The sequence below is a fragment of the Aurantivibrio infirmus genome (assembly GCF_054767315.1).
The window spans coordinates 506,964-525,124 of sequence record NZ_BAAFSK010000003.1; the positions used below are offsets into that span (position 1 = coordinate 506,964).

The following is an 18,161-nucleotide window of genomic DNA, read 5'->3' on the forward strand; positions in this document are numbered from 1 at the left end:
TACTCAACCCCCATACAACATTAAACCCTTACCTTATTTGCTTTTATCCAAATCCCCAAAACAAGAACCTTCCACAAAATTGCTCCATGGTTACGCATTCCTGAACAATGTTCACATATCTTCTTATTAACTAGGTCAGACTGAAAAACACCCGCACTTCTAACCTCTTCCGAGTTTATCGTTTCCTTCATAAAGTCTGCCAGCGGTTTTCTCAACCATGCGGAAAAAGGTACGCCAAATCCCTTCTTTTTCGCATCTAAGATACTATCTGGAACGACACCTCGAAGAGATTTTCTTAATAGCCACTTTTTTTGCGAATTCCGAACCTTATAATTGCTAGGTAAGCCTATTACAAATTCGGACAGATCCTTATCCAAAAAAGGGACACGAACCTCAATGCTATTTGCCATAGTCGATTTGTCTACTTTCTCCAAATATGTGTTAGGTAATAATATCGTGCAATCGGTTCTGAGCATTTTCTCAACAGTATCAAGATGTGAAAATATTCCGTCGGCGAACCTATATTCACTAAACGGATCATAATTAGCTAATTTATTCTTAACATTTTGAGATAATACATCTGTTGGTAGATTGTGGGGGGATTCAAAGGTGAGCAAAAATGCCATTCTTAGAGCAGGATCCCGCTGCGATAATGCATTTAGTATTCTATACACGCGTTCAAAATATTTTGTTTTTCTATATAGAAATGAAAACTCTAAACCAATTTTTGATAGCATCATCCAAAAAAAATGGTGAGAAAGCAAATTATAGCGTCTATACCCTGCAAATATTTCATCTCCGCCATCACCCTGCAGGACAACTTTTTGGTCGCCCTTTAATTGTTTAGTAAGTAAATATAAAGGAATATTTGCGGCATCAGAAAATGGTTCATCATGATAAATACTTAACACCGTTAAGTCATCTGCAAGGTTGTTAGCGCCTATTTCAATTTCATGATGATTCGTGCCAAACATCTTTGAAACAAGCCTTGCGTTTTCAAACTCATTTCCTCCTTTATGAAAATCGAATCCTACGGAATACGTATCTAATACCCCCTCGTAGTATTCACTGGCATAAGCAGTAATAGCGGAAGAATCAATTCCTCCGCTCAAAAACACACTAACCGGAACGTCTGCTATTAAATGGCTCTTGATAGATGAAGCGAATAGATTTGACACCTGAGATATAGCTTGATCTAGGGGGACTGGGTTAACAGGAACGTTTTCGATCGCCCAATACTTTTGAATTTGTAGTCCCGATTTGTCAAACAGTAAGTGGTGTCCTGGGCGAAGCTTAACAATGCCATTATAAAAGGTATTTTCACCCAGTGCGTTCCCAAACCACATAAATTCACTCAGTGAATTTATGTTTAAATCTAATCTAGATTTCTCAAATTTATTTATCGCTTTAATTTCAGAACCAAAAACTAGTGATCCATCCACACTTGCGTAATATAATGGCTTGATCCCAAACCGATCTCGACCCAAATATAACTTCTTTTTAAAATTATCCCAAAATGCAAAAGCAAACATACCATTAAACTTGGAAATCGCATCAATACCGTAATGTATTAATGCATTTAATACGACTTCAGAATCTGACTTTCCCTTAAACCTACAACCCTGTTTTACCAAATCTTCGCGAATATCACAAAAATTATATATTTCACCGTTATACACCAAAACATATCTACCGCAACTCGACTGCATGGGCTGCTTACCCGAGTCGGTCAAATCAATAATCGATAGACGCCTATGACCCAAACCAATATCAGCATCAATAAAATACCCAAAATCATCTGGGCCCCGACTAGCAATGGATGATGTTGCTTTCTCAAGGTTTGATTTTGAAATCTTAAAATTAAAGTCTACTATTCCTGTTATACCGCACATTTAATATCACACTTCCAAAAACATTATGGACTCTTTTTACATTCAAAAACCACTTGGTTAATGCCTGCACAAAATTTATCAACACCAAAATATAAAGAGCGTTCTCGTGCATTTCTAGCAAGGTATCGCCAGAGCTCTTGATCCAAAGAGAGTCGCTCAATCAAGCGAGCAATTTCTATATGGTCACGAGAATCTACTAGATAGCCATCTATTCCTGGACGAACTATTTCCAAAGGCCCCCCAACGGGCGGCACAATTACGGGCACACTGTAAGACATAGCCTCAACGATTGTTAGACCAAAAGTCTCGATCCAACTATCGACCCTAGATAAATTTAGAAGTAAATTCGCACGCAAATAAAAATTTTCCATATTTTCCTGGGCGGAATACAACTCGACATTGTCAGGGATTTCACAATCCAAAAAGTATTCCTCCATCTGCGCTCTAGTAGCATTTAAAACCAACACAAACTTAATTTTACTATTTCGATTTCGCCTAAAAACTCGCGCGATCTGGAAAAATTCTTGAACCCCCTTATACCGTCGTAATGAGCAAGCCATCAGAACCTGAAACGCATCTAAAGATTCGGCTTTCTGACCTTGAGTGACCATTTTTTTAGTATCAACATCGGATACGGCATTGTAAACTACAAAGCTTTCTTTATTTGAAATAAATTCCGACGTCCGCAAATATTCTGAAACATACACAACCTTCAAAGCAGTCATTTTTATTATATAACGCAAAAAAGATTTAAAGAATCTAGGTCTAATAGAAGTTTCGTGAAGATGAAATATTACGTGCTTATTAATCAACCTAGCTGCAATAGCTCCGCCGAACGGGAGCATCGTATTTACATAAAAAATGACATCATCTCTCTTATAAAACAAAACCCTAAAAAAAAGACAGATCTGCGAAACCAACAAGAAAACAAACGTGAGTAGCTGAAATCTACTTCGACGATAAAAGTAGGTCTTTAAATTATTATGCTTCTTAGCTAAAAAACCAGTGCTTCCGCTACCTACAAGCACTTCGTATTCGATGTTTTTTTTCTTACAGGCAGTAATCACATCAGACAATACCTTAGGGCTGCCGCTAAAATCATCCCAAAGATGAATAAAGACTATTTTTTTAAAAGCCATATTCATCACTTTTTTGCCGAAATTCGGTTGCCCACCACCTTGGCTGGCACTCCAGCGACGATATCATTTGACTTAAAAGACTTAGTTACAACCGAACCAGCAGCCACAATACAATTGGCTCCGAGTTCAACACCATCCAAAATAGTTACCTTAGATCCTATCCAACAGTTTTCTCCAATAACAATTCCCTTTCTCGATACTCCTTGAGATCTTATAGGAACAACAGGGTTATCAAAATTATGATTCTCCGGGTGAGCGCTGAAATATTGGCCTATAATTGTTCCATTCCCAATATTGAGCCCACCGCCACCACCCAAATATGAAAACTCCCCAATCCCTACGTGATCGCCTATTAATATGAATTCGCCGATGTTATCAAAGCTGCTGGAGATGATTACCTGGGTAAAATCACCAATATTAGCTGAGGTTCCAATTACTAACTTTTTCTTCCCGAGAGCACTTATTCTGACATAGTCCCCCAACTTAACATTACTTGCCAAAAACATATTGCTCCTAAAATCAAGCTTTACCGCGCGCCCAAGAAATATCACACGAAACTTTTGAAATACACCCAAAAACAACCAACCTCTAAGACAACATATTAACTTTTCAAAAACCAAAGCAGTCAGCCATAAAGTTCTAACATTGGGGTCAAACTTAAAATCACTATTTTTCGTTAAGTTAACGTATTTCTGGACTAGCTCTTTTATCATATTTTCATAAGTTCTCAATAATCGTCGCTAATATCCTATCTAATGATTTAGATTTCTTTTCATTATTTATCGAAATAAATTTTTCACTATTTTTATCCGATAACTCCTGAAATAGACCACCATAATTCTCAGTTAACTCTAAAATCTCGTATTCAGACAACTCCATTTTCCGAGAAAGAATTGTTTTTGGGTTGGCATATAAAAAAAAATTTATTTTTGGAGTAAACACAAACTTAAACATAAAAAGAGCGAAACCTCTACTAAGCCTTAGATTAGCGCGTTTTGGATCAGCAATAAAGTCATAATAATACCTGTCATACAAAACGTTATAGCCTTTCCTTTGATACTTAAAATAAACTACCCACTGCCCAAAAAAATAATCCGAAAAATAATAAAGAAATCTAAAAAATGAAGTAATAATTGAATTATTCAGCCCCATTCGTGGTTTATTATTCGCAGCATTTTCCTCGGCCGCTTTCTTTCCGTGTTTAAAGCTACTCAAGATAGGCAATATCGAAGGGCGCTGCCGCAACTCTATTAAAGGGCTATCTAGTCTCAACTCCAATTCACGCTTTACTTCTCGCAACAAAGTAGTTTTTCCCGCCCCATCAACGCCGCTAAACGTAATCAATACCCCACAAGTCATGGCTAAAATATATTTCCTTCTTTTTCAATATAGTGCTCAATACCTTCTTTCCAAATATTTAACAACCTACGCCCCTGAAAGTGGAGGTTAGATTGTAGCGAATATATGTCAACGTGATAAATTGTTACCCTCAACAAATATATAACAAATTGCAAATTGAAATTAAACTTATATTTAGCTTCCATCAATACAATAGAATTCAAGCGTCGAGCCGACAAAATTTTTAGAGAAATAGCTCCAAAATCATTATTTTTAATTAGTGCTTCAGACTGCACAATGAAGTGAAAAAAATCATATAACAAAGGAAGGGTAGGTTCGCTAAGTTCCCAATCGAAAACATACACATTATTATGATCAACGAAATTATTCCATGGGGTATAGTCGCCGTGGCCGATTGAACAATAAACATCAAAATCTGCATTCAAAACATTGATTGCAGATCTAACCGTGGACAGCAATTCTAAAAAGGGGTAAATGGTTTTTAAATGATCTGCTTGCTTATTCGAAAAAATACGAGCTTCAAGTCTTTCAACCAGATCTAGGTACGATTTAGGTTCTATTTTACACTTAGAAACGCCTACTGAATAAAGCTCACTCAGTGCCTCGCCATGTATATTCAGAAACTGGCTGGGCTGTTTAAATTTAGCGGGTCTAATATTTGAGAGCTCAACAAACCCTTTTTTGTGAGAACTAAGGACCTTAGGTAGTTTCATTACCCGAAAATCGTAGGCCTCAAGTCGAGAGATTGTGGCCACTTCGTTCCGGATCAGATTTTTGGATTTTTCGGAAATTGGAACCTTAACAAATACTTGGCAGTTGTTATGCCCATGTAGCTCAACTAATATTTTTCTATTTTCACCTACGGTACCAAGAAAAATGGAATAACTATAAGGCTTATATTTTTCTAATAAATAGAAGATCACCGAATCTTCTGAAAAATCACAGCTTATTTTTTTCTTGGCTACAAATCGACTTAGTCCTATTTCAAATAAAATTTTTATCCCTATGGCAAATAGCGATGCTTTAATCGATGACTGATTATAAAAACTTAAGAAGGTCGGGATAGAAGAACTCGAAGGGTAAACCCAACGCAGGGTACCATCCTTATTGTTTACACCTCGTAGCTGAAGAGAGTGCTTTTTATCTAGCCTATCTTCACCTTCCAGCAAACTTCTTTTAAAAAAGTCTGGTAACATTCTAACCTAACTATATGTTATTAATTATCTTATATTGGAGGATCACGTCTCGAAAGATGTCTTCTATTATTTTTGAAAATCCTACTTTACAAAACTCTGCATTATTTTCCTCTAACTCAGCCAAGTTAAGCTTTACAATTCTAACTCTAGTCAAGCACATATAACTCCTAAGCATTATTCGAGAAAAACTTTGGCGTGAGCCAAGTACCATATTGTAGTTGGTTAGGGACGCTATCAGCGAACCATTACTTCTTCTTTCCGAATTCGGCTTAGGCCAAACTAAATCAGCAGTCATGCCCAAGAATCTCTTTTCTGAAAATTCTTGGAACGAAGACAAAAAACCTTTCACTTCAACAGTATCACCTTCCAATTCAATAAGTGTTCCGAGAGGACTTATTCTTCTTCTAAGCTCGTAATGTATATAGCCAAAAAATTTGGTAGAAGTACGAGCGCGAGAAAAAATTTTTCTAACCCACAGACTCATACGAATCAGGTTTACTTTATTCGATATTTCAAGATAACGATCGTCGTCTAACAGTGTAACAACTTCGGAAGCCCGCCTTGCACCTACAATCTCTGACATTCTTTCCAAAAAACATGCCCTTTCTTCAGCAATACATCTCATTATAATACATTTATATTTTTTTCGTGTGGCTCCGCCTGTTAATAGCGGATCCAACAGGCAAACAAGAGATCTATTGACAACTGAGGGAACATAAAAAAATTTGTATTTTTCTTTATTTTTTAATAATTCTTCACAAGAAGAATACTCTACGCCTCTCCAAAATTCTCCAAAATGCACATCCAGTTTTAGGAAAATTTCCGCATCAAAATTAACCAGGCAATACCTTTTACCATGATAGTGAGTTTGAATCACACCAACATGCATTGATTTTTTTCTAGCGACCTCCTTTAAAACCTCCTCCCACTTTGCAGCATCACCTTCCTTCAACACCAAATCAATATCGCCACCCAGCGTGGACTCAGGTAAGGCCTCAAAGTTACGCAAGATGCAATACTCAACTAATCTACTGTTTGCACAACTAAATAATTCAGTGATAGTGCCTTCCAAAGTTGGGGCTGCCTGCATAACTCACCTAAAAAAATTCCTAAAAAAATAATTTGCATATCTACCACAATAAACAAGCGAAAAAAGCAGTTTACTTAGCCAATATCAAATTAGCATATACTTTCCGCAGCTGTTCGCCTTTTACGCCCCAAGTATAATGAGCGTTAGCCTTTTCATAAGCACCCACCGAGAGAGACTGCAATAAATCTCCATCACAATAAATCTCATGCAAAGCTAGCGAAAAGTCTTCTATGCTTTTTTGAAATGTAGAGTATGGTATTTTTTTTCCACAGCTTGAGTCCACCATCTCACCTGGCCCATAGTTATCAAAGCAGATAATCGGCAACCCTAAAGACAGCGCCTCGACTACGACCATTCCAGCTCCTTCGTGCGAAGGATAAACCATCGCACTAGCCTGTAAAAAATATTTTTTGAGCTCATCTTTTGAAACCCAGTTTTCAAAACGAACACTACCTTGTATATCTAGCTCTCGCGCAACGTTCCTTAAATAATCTTCACTTGGACCGCGACCGATCAAGATTAATTTAACGTTATTCGAACTTCCAATTTTCTCAAGGAATAATTTAAACGCATTTAATGCAATATCGACACCCTTTAATGGTGTAAATCTCGCTGGCAAAATAAGTACGAAATTTTTACCTTTTTCTTCACGCTGCCATTTAGTTTCAACAGTTCCTGAAGACTGAAAAATAATTGATTTTTTTTTTGCTAATTTTAAACGCTTTATAACACTTTTATTTCCACATAAGACCACATCTGATTTACGTTTTGACAAATATAAAAAAGGATCTAGATTCCATTCAAGTAATTTAACAGCCCACACTAAACGATCTCTAAACACAGACCAGAATCCGTATCTAGCTATGTAACTTAGCTTTATCACTTCATGATGATTTATTGGCCCCCATACGAGCGGCTTGTTCAGCAGCCATAAAAATGTGGGAATTGAATCGGATGAAAAGTTCAAACCATGCACAATATCAACATCTAGTTTTTTCCATCGATAAACCAATGCAAGCGAGAACTGCCAAATGTAGAAGTATGCTAACGCGCCTCTTGCCCCAGACTTCCAAAACCTTAAGTAATAAGGTAAATCAAAATATTGGAACTCGAGGTTATCACAGCCTATATTGTTCTCCGTCATAAACCGTTCTATATTACGTCGATTGTTTTGTCTTGTAACGGCTACGACCTTATTAAACCTTGAAGCTTGGAAAATAAAATTCCAGCCAAAACCTGACTCAGAACCTTGGTATGGGTCAACGTCATATGCTGTAATCAGAATCTTTGGCATAAATAAAGTGCCTATTTATTTGCTAGAATTGATATTATTATAATATGATTTCTCTTACCGCCAATTCAAAAGGTGTCACACTTACGCCTATACTTTTCATTAATGAATTATTAAACGAGGTATCTTTCGGACGCTTTGCAATTGTGGGAAACTGCTCAGAAGAAACTGATTCGATCAGAGTAGCGGGCTTCCCTAAAATATCTGCAATTGTAATACCGATTTCATATCTCGACATGCTCTGATCCCCAGACACATTTAAAAGCCCCCTAAAACCAGTCCGCATAACCTGTTTTACGCACCTTACCAAATCCTCGACATACAGAATATTAACTATAACATCGTCTACTAATTTCAAATTTTCATCACTTACCAATTTACCTACTATGAATGAAACAGGGTTAAGCCTACCCCCCACAACATGCCTCCCAAATAAAGTGATAGGCCTAAGAACAACGACCCTTTTGTCATTCGCTCGCAACAAAAACAGATCGGCACTAAGTTTTGTACGACCATAAAAATTTAAGGGAGTACATTCCGACATCTCCGAATATGGAGGGTTACGGCCATCGTAAACGGCATTTGTTGAAAAATGAATGAGCATTTTAAAATGTCTATTTTTTATATTCGAATAAAGTGATTTTACAAACTCTAAGTTAAGCAAAGTACACTGTTCTTGATTCATTTCACAAGAATCAACATCTCCCATTGATATACAATTAATTACCACAGTATTTTCATCGATATTTAACCGATCTATCAACTCAACCACAGACTGCTGAAGCACGCCCACGTCATCTGGCACCGCAAAAGAAATTGTACTAGGTCTTTTACTTTGACTACGACTCACATTCACTATCTCAATTTCTGGCTCGGAGGAAAACCCACTAATAAGATTACTTCCAACGAAAGAGTTAGCGCCCAAAACAATTAGCTTCATTTATTATTAACCCACGAAAATTTACTGTCATCTAATCAGCTATATTATTAAAAATATCAACCAGCGTCTAAAATCAACATTCAAATAACACCTACATATATGTGCGGCGTGTAAAAGAATACAAGAACGAACATAGCGCGACAATCATCATGTAGACCGGAACTATAGGTGTTGTCATGCCAACTATACCGTACTGAGTTAGACTTGCCAAAATACAGACGGCTAAAAGTATCACCACTTCGAACATTCTACTTTTCTCTTTGCCTGCCGATCGTATATATAAAAATCTTACTGTGCTTACTACCTGAACGAGATGATAAAGCAAAACTGCTAGACCTAGTATTCCTAGTCCGGCCAACGTCTGTATAAATGTATTGTGCGCATTTGATACTACGTATGCCTTATCGTCAAACGTCTTATATAACCCGTCACTGCTTAGCATTTGATACCCATATCCCACTATTGGCGATTCATTTACGGTGTCTTTCGAAATACGAACCCAAAAACTGACACGTTCGGTTAAATTCAAAAGGTCACCCCATTCTTGACCTCGCAATATATACTTCATTAAATATTCCCAGTTCCCGAGAACTATAACGCCTAACGAAAGAGATAATATTGGATAGAGAATTACTGAGTATTTTAATTTAACGTGGTAAGCACCTACAAAAAAAACAACAGCCAATAATATAAGCATCCCAGACCTAGAGCGAGTCAAATATATAGTAATAAAGAGAATCGACATAAAAAGCATCCTAGAAATTATAGAGCGCCCTCCCTCAGATAAAAACCGATGAAATATTATTGCAAAAACGGCTACCGAAACATTAGCCAAAGTATGCACTTGCAGGATATCCCCACCAAAACCACTTATGTCACCAACAATATGCCGATACGCGTATTGCGGAAACAGCAAAGCAAAAAACCAAACAATAAAAACCAAAAATCCGCAAGCAATCAAAGTGGTATTCACACTATAATATATAACTCTTTCAAAACTACCGTATCGATTAAAATAACAAATAACAATTGCGTATGAAAAAATCAAATAACCAACATGTTCCACCAATCGAAAAGCGCTATAAAAGCGATCGGACGAATATATTATCGACAACAAGGCAAGAATAAAAAAAAGACAGATAGAGCTAAAGGGTTTTTTAGTATTGGAGTTAAAAATTTTTGAATACTTAATCAAGAATAAGATGGCAGCAAAAAAAGTGGCCAACCTAATCAACACTTTCGCGACCCCTATCAAGTCTACCGAGGAAAGTCCGCTGAACCCACCGCCCCACATAGATAATCGAAGAAATACCAAATATGAAACGAAGTATGAAAAAAGTAGAAGATTATCCTTCCGCATCACAAACATTATTTAACCACCCAGCTGTAATTTACAACCAACAACGGATGAATAATTAGATAGATGTTTTTTGGTAATTTCCTGATAAGTTAGTTCCGCCAAAACCCATTCCTGAGCTTTCGAACCGATCTTCTCAAGATTATCGCAATGAATAGCTGATTCAATCCCCTTGACTATATGACCTACATCGCCGTTTACAAAAAAGCACCCCCCACCTTTCCCTACTTTTTCATCAATATTTGTTTCTGGGGTTATAAGGCAAGCCAACTCAAATGCCATAGCTTCAATTACGGAGGTTGGCATTCCTTCAGTTCTGGAGACCAAAACGAATAAGTCTGAGTTAGCATAAATTTCGTATTTATCTACGCCAAACCTTTCTCCACAAAATACTATATTCGAGGATAGATCATAATTCTCAGCGATCTCAATTATTTTTTGTTTCCCAGCATTCCAATCAGGCCCAATGAGATACAACAACACATTATCAAATCCTTTATCTTTCACTAGTACTCTCAAAGACTCAACCAACAAATCTAAGCCTTTAAAATAAAAGTCTAACCTTCCACAATACACCAATCTAAAAAACCCATCTTTTGAACGATAGGGTATTTTCCTCCTTAAAGATAGAATACTATTCACATCAACGCCGTTTGGAATTATAGAAATCTTCGAACTACGGACGCCATAAGCGATGCAATTTGTTTTTTCATTTATGGTTAAAGCATGAATCAAGCTAGCCCTTTTAAACATTCTCTTCTCGAAAAACTTTTTGTATATTTTCTTAATGATGAAATTTTTCCTATTTGAGTAAGCTTGATATGCTCCTCGAGGGCTAACCACGTATGGAATTTTAAATTTAGTTAGCTTAGATGCTATCCTCCAATATTCTGGATGGTATGCAGAATGAAAATGAACGACACCCACGGTACTTAAGTTCGCAGTCAAAAAACACGCCAACTCATCATCCAAAAGAAACCTACTACGCCTTAATGGAAAGGTATGCATTACCACATTTTCCGCAACAACATCGAACCCGGAACAACTAACTTTTCGAATGCTGACTATAACCACCCGACGACCGCTTCGCCCTTGCTCAACTGCCAAATGGTACACTGATTTCAACACTCCGTTAGAAGCTTCTGGCTTGGGTCTTCCAATCACGACATGCATAATATTCATAGGATGTTATTCCCAAAGCCCCGAAATTGCTTACCAAGCTTCAAACACACTAAGAGCAAACCTATCGAAAGCACTACCGAAGATGCAATCTTCCAGAGAATCACTCCTTCTAACTCAATATAATTAATCAACAATATACCGGGAATCAATGTAAGCAAAAATTCCATTGCGCTAATTTTAAAAATACTCTTAGGCTTCTCAATAACCCTCAATACGATTGTTGAAACAATCTGTAAAACAATGAATAGATATTGCACGCCAACCAGCCAAACTAACGAACTATACTCAACATATTTTTCTCCAAAAAAGCTTCTTAATATTAGCGGCCCGAAACTCACTACAACAATATAATAAAATACTACTAGCGCCAGGGCAAAAAAGGACACTTTCACAATCGCTGAGGCAAGCGCTGAAAAACCTCTATCAAGATAAAGCCTGCTACAATACTGGGGAATAACCGACTCCATACTCAACAAACCTAAATTCAGCGGACCAAATATCGTTTGCAAAGTTCTTATAACTGCTGGCGCCACAGGACCAAGCATAAATAGCGCGGCGTAATTGATAATATTTGTTCTACTCCACCCAATTAAATTGCTCCCCAATAGCCACTTCCCATGATTTAAATTTCGAATGCAATCTATCAACACGCGACTACTTTTAGGACTTTTTAAATAACGCCGGCATTGGAACAAACCATATATAAACGAAGCGAATGCGGAAAAACTCAAAGATAAGAATATTGAATTTATCTCCAAGCTCTCCGCTTTAACAAGAATTATGATAAACAGAATCTGTAAAGAGCTAATAATCAAATCGTTAATTAAGGCGGAAAGAAATCGGAACTTGGATAGCAGCACTGATCTTATAAACAATTGCCCTAAATAGAAAACACTTGTAACGGACAATATATTAACTAAAGTGGAATCATATACCCAGTCGAAGCCAAACTTCGACATCGCATGGGATAGCTGTATCAAACATACGATACTAAAACATAAAAAGGCATATCCATAAAAAATACTTCCTATAAAGTTTTCACCTAACCGCTCTTTTCTTTGTGGAACTATCACAATTAACGGCGAGCAGACTAATGCCGCCTGAACACTACTAACAAACAAAAGAAGCGAAAAAACAATTACGTAAACACCAAACTCATCAATTGGCAGATAGCGAATCAATAACACATTTATCGCAAAGTTTGTAGCCGAAAGAATAGCTTGATCAAGGATTGCTATCGAAGTGTTTTTCCCGAAAATCTTTAAAATAGGCTTTTCGTTCATATACTTGAAACCATTAAAAATTAGCCTCAAGCCTATAAATTTAACCCGAAACCTTTTTTGGAAAAAAAATGAAGATTTTATAAAGTATCGATATCAGCATCGCTTACCTGCCACGTAAAGCGAAAATCAATTAGTCTATCCCTTGCTAGAAAACATTAAACCTCTGAATAAAAGGGAAACATTCAACACCTAGGTATTGGATACATCCAAGTACTGATTCAACAAAAATCTTAGCTCTAATTGCCAGTCTTGATATAACGACTCACAACTTATCAGATTCTTATTGCTTTCTAGCCGGGAGTTCTTTGGGCGACTTGCTAACGTCTTATAATCTTTGGAGCTCAAAGGGCTTACCTCTGTGGGCTCAATTAAACCCAGGGCACTGGCCTCAAAGATTATAGCCTCTGCAAACTCAAACCAACTCACAGAGGGGCGTCCGGCAAAATGATAAATACCCGACTCAACATCTGACTTAAAATATCTATTCAGAACTTCAACAATATAGTTCGCCACAGATCGCGCCGATGTAGGTGTTCCGACTTGATCATTTACAACTCTAATTTTCTCCCGATTTTTTGCCTTTTGCAGTATGCTATCAAAAAAATTTTTTCCATTACCGCTAAAAACCCAACTTGTACGAATAATCAAATATTTTTCCAACAACTCTTCGATCTCTTTTTCACCGGCTCGCTTGCTTTCGCCATACACGCATATAGGATTCGTTCGATCACTCTCAGTATATGGGGATTTTTTCAAGCCATCGAATACATAATCCGTAGATATATGAACCAACAAAATATGAAGTTTTTGGCATACTATTGCTAAATTTCGGACTCCGATTTGATTAACTGCGTAGGCCAGCTCTACCTTTTCTTCAGCTTCATCTACCTTAGTATACGCAGCTGTGTTTACTACACATATAGGCTTCAAAAAATTGATATATTTCTCTACAGACTCAATGTTAGTAATATCAAGTTGTTTTCTCGAAGTCCCGACTGCTTCCAGCCCAACATCCTTCGACTGCCTTATAATTTCTGCTCCGATTTGACCATCAGCACCAGTCACTAAAATTCTCATAAATTCAAATCTTTTAGTGCCAACCCTAACGCATCTTTCTCAGACAGTATCGGCACGCCAATAGGCCAATCAATTGCGACATCAGGGTCATCCCAGCTCAAGCAAACTTCATCGCTGGGATTATAAAACTCTGTACATTTATATTCGAAATCGGCAACATCGCTTAACACAACAAATCCATGAGCGAACCCAGGAGGAACCCATAGCTGCCTAAAATTTTCCATTGAAAGTGTCACGCCTGCCCACTGTCCAAAGCTCGGGGAGCCTTTTCTTACATCAACTGCCACATCAAAAACCGCACCATTGACAACACGCACCAACTTTCCTTGTGGATTAGTTTTTTGGAAATGCATTCCACGCAAAACGCCCTTGCTGGAACGGGAATGATTATCTTGAACAAACGAGCATTCAATTCCAAGCAGTTCACGGTAGCGCTGCTGGTTAAAAGTTTCCAAGAAAAAACCTCGCTGATCGCCAAATACTTTTGGATCGATAATTTTCACATCAGCAATACTTGTATTAACAACCTTCATATTCTTACGCCTGTTTCCGACACAATTATTACTAACATCCTGCATCGGCCAATATGTTCAACAAGTAAGTACCGTAACCTGACTTCTCTAACTTCTTCGCCTGATCTTGTAATTTTTCCGAATCAATCCAGCTTTGATTAAATGCAATTTCCTCTAAACAAGCAATTTTCAAACCCTGCCGGCGCTCTATCGTCTGCACGAAATGTCCTGCGTCCAACAAAGAATCATGGGTACCCGTGTCCAGCCAGGCGAACCCTCTACCGAAAACCTGTACGTTTAGCTCATTATTGTCAAGATAAAATTTATTGACGTCGGTAATTTCTAGCTCACCACGTGAAGAAGGTTTAATAGACCTTGCGATATCAATGACTTTGTTGTCGTAAAAATATAAACCGGTAACTGCAAATTTTGATTTCGGCTTTTGAGGCTTCTCTTCAATACTAATGGCTTTACCTGCCGCATCAAACTCAACCACGCCAAATCGTCGCGGGTCATTAACTTGGTAACCAAAAACTGTAGCTCCGTTAGCTTGATTAACAGCTGCTTTTAGTTGATCTGAAAAGTGATGACCATAAAAAATATTATCACCGAGAATCAAACAAACCTTATCACCTCCAATAAAACTCTCACCAATAATAAATGCCTGCGCCAACCCATCAGGTGAAGCTTGCTGCGCATAATTCAGCTCAACTCCAAATTGCCTCCCATCACCCAACAACTGTCTATAACTTTGCAAATCTTCAGGCGTAGAAATAATTAATATTTTTCGAATACCCGCCAACATCAATACCGACAACGGATAATAAATCATAGGTTTGTCATATACTGGAAGCAACTGCTTCGACACACCCAAAGTAATTGGGTGTAGTCGAGTACCCGAACCACCCGCAAGTACAATACCTTTCAAAACACCTCCCCTATATGTACATTAACAAATTCCATCGCAAAAATTTTCCTTCTAAAAACCTATATTTTTAGTCCAACTCGCTGTCCTTGATATTTTTCATTTAATATTGGCCTCCACCAACTTTCATTTGCCAAAAACCAATCTACAGTTTTTTGAATACCGCCAACAAATGTCTCTTTGGGAGTCCAACCGAGTTCGCGCTGAATCTTACTCGCATCAATTGCATAACGCATATCATGTCCCGGGCGATCTTCAACGTATGTAATTTGGCTCGAGTATTTTCTGGATTTGTTTTTCGGCCGAACATTTTGCAAATAATCACAGATGGTATTCACGACTTCAATGTTCTGCATTTCGTTATGGCCGCCGATATTATAAGTTTCACCCACTAAGCCATTCTCTAGAACAACTTGCAGCGCTCGAGCATGATCATCGACATACAACCAGTCCCGAATTTGCTTACCTTCGCCATAAATGGGCAAAGCTTCCCCCGAAATCGCGTTTAAAATCATTAAAGGAATGAGTTTCTCAGGAAATTGAAAAGGACCATAATTATTGGAACAATTTGTTATTAATACAGGCAACCCAAATGTGCGCTGCCATGACCTTACCAAATGATCTGAAGAAGCTTTAGATGCTGAGTAAGGCGAACTCGGTTGATAAGCAGTTGTCTCCAAAAACAAGTCCGTTGTTCCACCAAGATCACCATACACCTCATCAGTACTGACATGGTGAAAGCGAAAAGCTTCTTTTTCTGCTTGCCCCAAAGACTGCCAATATTTACGTGTCACCTCTAGAAGTAGATACGTACCCACTATATTAGTTTGAATAAATTCCGCAGGACCATCGATAGATCGATCAACATGGCTTTCTGCAGCCAAATGCATTATAGCTTGCGGTCGGAAATCGTCTAAAATTTTAGAAATAGTCTCGGCTTCACATATATCCGCTTTTTCAAAACTATATCGCGGATTATACGTTACCGATTCTAACGAATTTAAATTTGCAGCATATGTTAATTTATCAACGTTCAGTACAAGATGATCTGTATTGTTTATCAATTGGCGAATAACTGCCGAACCTATAAAACCGGCGCCACCCGTGACGATAATTTTCATTCACGACCTTCCATAAGTATCATCAAAACGTACGATGTCATCTTCACCCAAATAGCTTCCGCTTTGTACTTCGATCAATTCTAATGGCAACTTCCCTGGATTAGTAAGGCGATGTTTAACGCCTAATGGGATATAAGTTGATTCGTTTTCTGAAAGCATTATTTCTTCTTCGCCGCGTTGCACTATTGCTGTTCCACTAACGACGATCCAATGCTCGGCGCGATGATGATGCATTTGTAACGATAAACTGGCGCCTGGCTTTACTGTAATTCTCTTGACTTGAAAGCGCTCACCGTAATCGATGGAATCATATGAACCCCACGGGCGGTTAACTTCTCGGTGTGTAATGTGCTCATCGCGATTAGCTTCACTGAGTATGTCGATGGCTTGCTTGACATTCTGAGCGTGGGATTTATCAATAACTAAAACTGCATCGGCGGTGTTAATAACAACCAAATTCTCTACGCCTATTGTCGACACCAATTTGTCCTGGGTGTAGATCAATGTGTTCTTAGTTTCGATGGGCATCGCATCACCCACTAATGAGTTGCCATTTTCATCCTTCTCCTTCGCCTCCCAATATGAACGCCAACAACCTACATCACTCCAACCGGCATCGAGGGGAACGCAGTAAACATTCTCAGCTTTTTCCATCACTGCATAATCGACAGAAATGTTCGGCGACTTTTCAAATGCTTGCTTGTCGACGCGTAAAAAATCGATATCTGATTTTATTTCCGCGAGTGCTAGCTGGCTCGCTTCATAACACTCGAAATTATATTTTTTTAGTTCTGTTAAGAAATTCTTTGCGGTGAACACAAACATACCGCTATTCCAAAAGAAATTTCCATCCGCTAAATATTTTTCTGCCGTCGCTCGATCAGGCTTCTCGACAAAACTCTTTGCTTTTCGTGCGATTGAGTCTTCAGTTTGACTTTCCACTTCGGCGTTAATATAGCCATATCCAGTTTCGGCATGAGTCGGGACTATTCCAAAAGTAACCAAAGCACCATTTGATGCGCACGTTATAGCAACATCAACAGCGTTCTGAAAAGACTCGATATCTTTAATCAAATGATCTGCTGCCAGCACCAACATGTTTGCGCTTGGACTAATTTTTTGCGCTTCCATTGCCGCCAATGCAATAGCAGGGGCAGTATTGCGAGCTACAGGTTCTAAAATTATCCGGCCTTTTAATCCAATCTCGTTCAACTGCTCAGCAACAGTAAAACGATGATCCTCATTACAAACGATTATCGGTTCGGCCAAATTAGCCAGGCCGTTTAAACGTAATAACGTTTGTTGCAACATCGTATTATCACCAAACAATTTCAAAAACTGCTTAGGGAATTGCTGCCGGCTAAGTGGCCATAAGCGGGAACCAGAGCCACCGGCCAAGATAACGGGGATTAACATAATTGTTTTACCTATATAATTCTTTACGCGCTCTCAATTACGACCCAAACAATCAACTACAACCACTTCGCAATCCCTCAGGGTAAGGCAAAGTCGCTTATTTGAATCAATTACATTTGATACAGTTAAATATTTTTCAGTTAAAGCCAATATCAAAAATTGAAATGAATTCGCTTTTGACTCGGTACATATTTCCGTACCTAATTGTAGAAACGAAGCAAAAAATGCGTATTACCAGCCAATATCAAAGCTATATTTTTGAGAATTACTCGCGGTCAGGCCCATCATAACTGCGGCTTTTTTAATCAATTTATTTTTAAGTCATGATCAAAAATTTGCCACGAAGTATAGAAGAAAAGCGTTTAAAATGAAATCGATCTT

General features: G+C 38.0%; 16 protein-coding genes. All 16 read right to left on the reverse strand.

The annotated features are described in order from the left end of the window. Positions 1-20 precede the first annotated feature (20 nt). Complete coding sequence (gene asnB, locus ACYUCY_RS09020; RefSeq protein ID WP_460226139.1) at positions 21-1,892, reverse strand: asparagine synthase (glutamine-hydrolyzing); 1,872 nt, start codon at positions 1,890-1,892, stop codon at positions 21-23. A 23-nt stretch (positions 1,893-1,915) separates the two neighbouring features. Continuing rightward, positions 1,916-3,031, reverse strand: a complete 1,116-nt coding sequence (locus ACYUCY_RS09025; RefSeq protein ID WP_460226140.1) for a glycosyltransferase family 4 protein — start codon at positions 3,029-3,031, stop codon at positions 1,916-1,918. A gap of 5 nt (positions 3,032-3,036) precedes the next feature. Next, entirely contained in the window at positions 3,037-3,762 is a 726-nt protein-coding gene (locus ACYUCY_RS09030; protein WP_460226141.1) for an acyltransferase, read from the reverse strand. Further along, positions 3,749-4,390 carry a nucleoside/nucleotide kinase family protein gene (locus tag ACYUCY_RS09035; RefSeq protein WP_460226142.1) on the reverse strand — a complete coding sequence of 214 codons (642 nt, stop codon included), beginning with the start codon at positions 4,388-4,390 and terminating at the stop codon, positions 3,749-3,751. The genes ACYUCY_RS09030 and ACYUCY_RS09035 overlap by 14 nt, the downstream gene beginning before the upstream one ends. 2 nt (positions 4,391-4,392) lie before the next feature. Continuing rightward, on the reverse strand, positions 4,393-5,586 hold the full coding sequence (locus ACYUCY_RS09040) for a hypothetical protein (RefSeq protein ID WP_460226143.1): 1,194 nt from the start codon (positions 5,584-5,586) through the stop codon (positions 4,393-4,395). 10 nt (positions 5,587-5,596) lie between these two features. Continuing rightward, complete coding sequence (locus ACYUCY_RS09045) at positions 5,597-6,676, reverse strand: hypothetical protein (protein WP_460226144.1); 1,080 nt, start codon at positions 6,674-6,676, stop codon at positions 5,597-5,599. Positions 6,677-6,746: 70 nt separating this feature from the next. Then, entirely contained in the window at positions 6,747-7,970 is a 1,224-nt protein-coding gene (locus tag ACYUCY_RS09050; RefSeq protein ID WP_460226145.1) for a glycosyltransferase family 4 protein, read from the reverse strand. 37 nt (positions 7,971-8,007) lie between these two features. After that, the gene (locus ACYUCY_RS09055) at positions 8,008-8,907 is read right to left on the reverse strand and encodes an SDR family oxidoreductase (protein WP_460226146.1); all 900 of its coding nucleotides are present in this window, start codon (positions 8,905-8,907) and stop codon (positions 8,008-8,010) included. Between the two features lie 91 nt (positions 8,908-8,998). Continuing rightward, positions 8,999-10,144, reverse strand: coding sequence for an O-antigen ligase family protein (locus tag ACYUCY_RS09060; RefSeq protein ID WP_460226147.1), 1,146 nt, complete (start codon positions 10,142-10,144; stop codon positions 8,999-9,001). A 135-nt stretch (positions 10,145-10,279) separates the two neighbouring features. Beyond that, entirely contained in the window at positions 10,280-11,446 is a 1,167-nt protein-coding gene (locus tag ACYUCY_RS09065) for a glycosyltransferase (protein WP_460226148.1), read from the reverse strand. Further along, positions 11,443-12,729: a lipopolysaccharide biosynthesis protein gene (locus tag ACYUCY_RS09070; RefSeq protein ID WP_460226149.1), complete on the reverse strand. Its 1,287-nt coding sequence runs from the start codon at positions 12,727-12,729 to the stop codon at positions 11,443-11,445. Before ACYUCY_RS09070 ends, ACYUCY_RS09065 begins: the two co-directional genes overlap by 4 nt. Positions 12,730-12,918: 189 nt before the next feature. Further along, complete coding sequence (gene rfbD / locus ACYUCY_RS09075; protein WP_460226150.1) at positions 12,919-13,806, reverse strand: dTDP-4-dehydrorhamnose reductase; 888 nt, start codon at positions 13,804-13,806, stop codon at positions 12,919-12,921. Continuing rightward, on the reverse strand, positions 13,803-14,339 hold the full coding sequence (rfbC, locus tag ACYUCY_RS09080; RefSeq protein ID WP_460226151.1) for a dTDP-4-dehydrorhamnose 3,5-epimerase: 537 nt from the start codon (positions 14,337-14,339) through the stop codon (positions 13,803-13,805). The genes rfbD and rfbC overlap by 4 nt, the downstream gene beginning before the upstream one ends. 31 nt (positions 14,340-14,370) lie before the next feature. After that, positions 14,371-15,246, reverse strand: coding sequence for a glucose-1-phosphate thymidylyltransferase RfbA (gene rfbA, locus ACYUCY_RS09085; protein WP_460226152.1), 876 nt, complete (start codon positions 15,244-15,246; stop codon positions 14,371-14,373). Between the two features lie 59 nt (positions 15,247-15,305). Beyond that, a complete protein-coding gene (rfbB, locus tag ACYUCY_RS09090; RefSeq protein ID WP_460226153.1) occupies positions 15,306-16,364 on the reverse strand; it encodes a dTDP-glucose 4,6-dehydratase in 1,059 nt (352 codons plus the stop codon). After that, positions 16,365-17,780, reverse strand: coding sequence for a mannose-1-phosphate guanylyltransferase/mannose-6-phosphate isomerase (locus ACYUCY_RS09095; RefSeq protein WP_460226154.1), 1,416 nt, complete (start codon positions 17,778-17,780; stop codon positions 16,365-16,367). It lies immediately after the preceding gene. Positions 17,781-18,161: the final 381 nt, after the last annotated feature.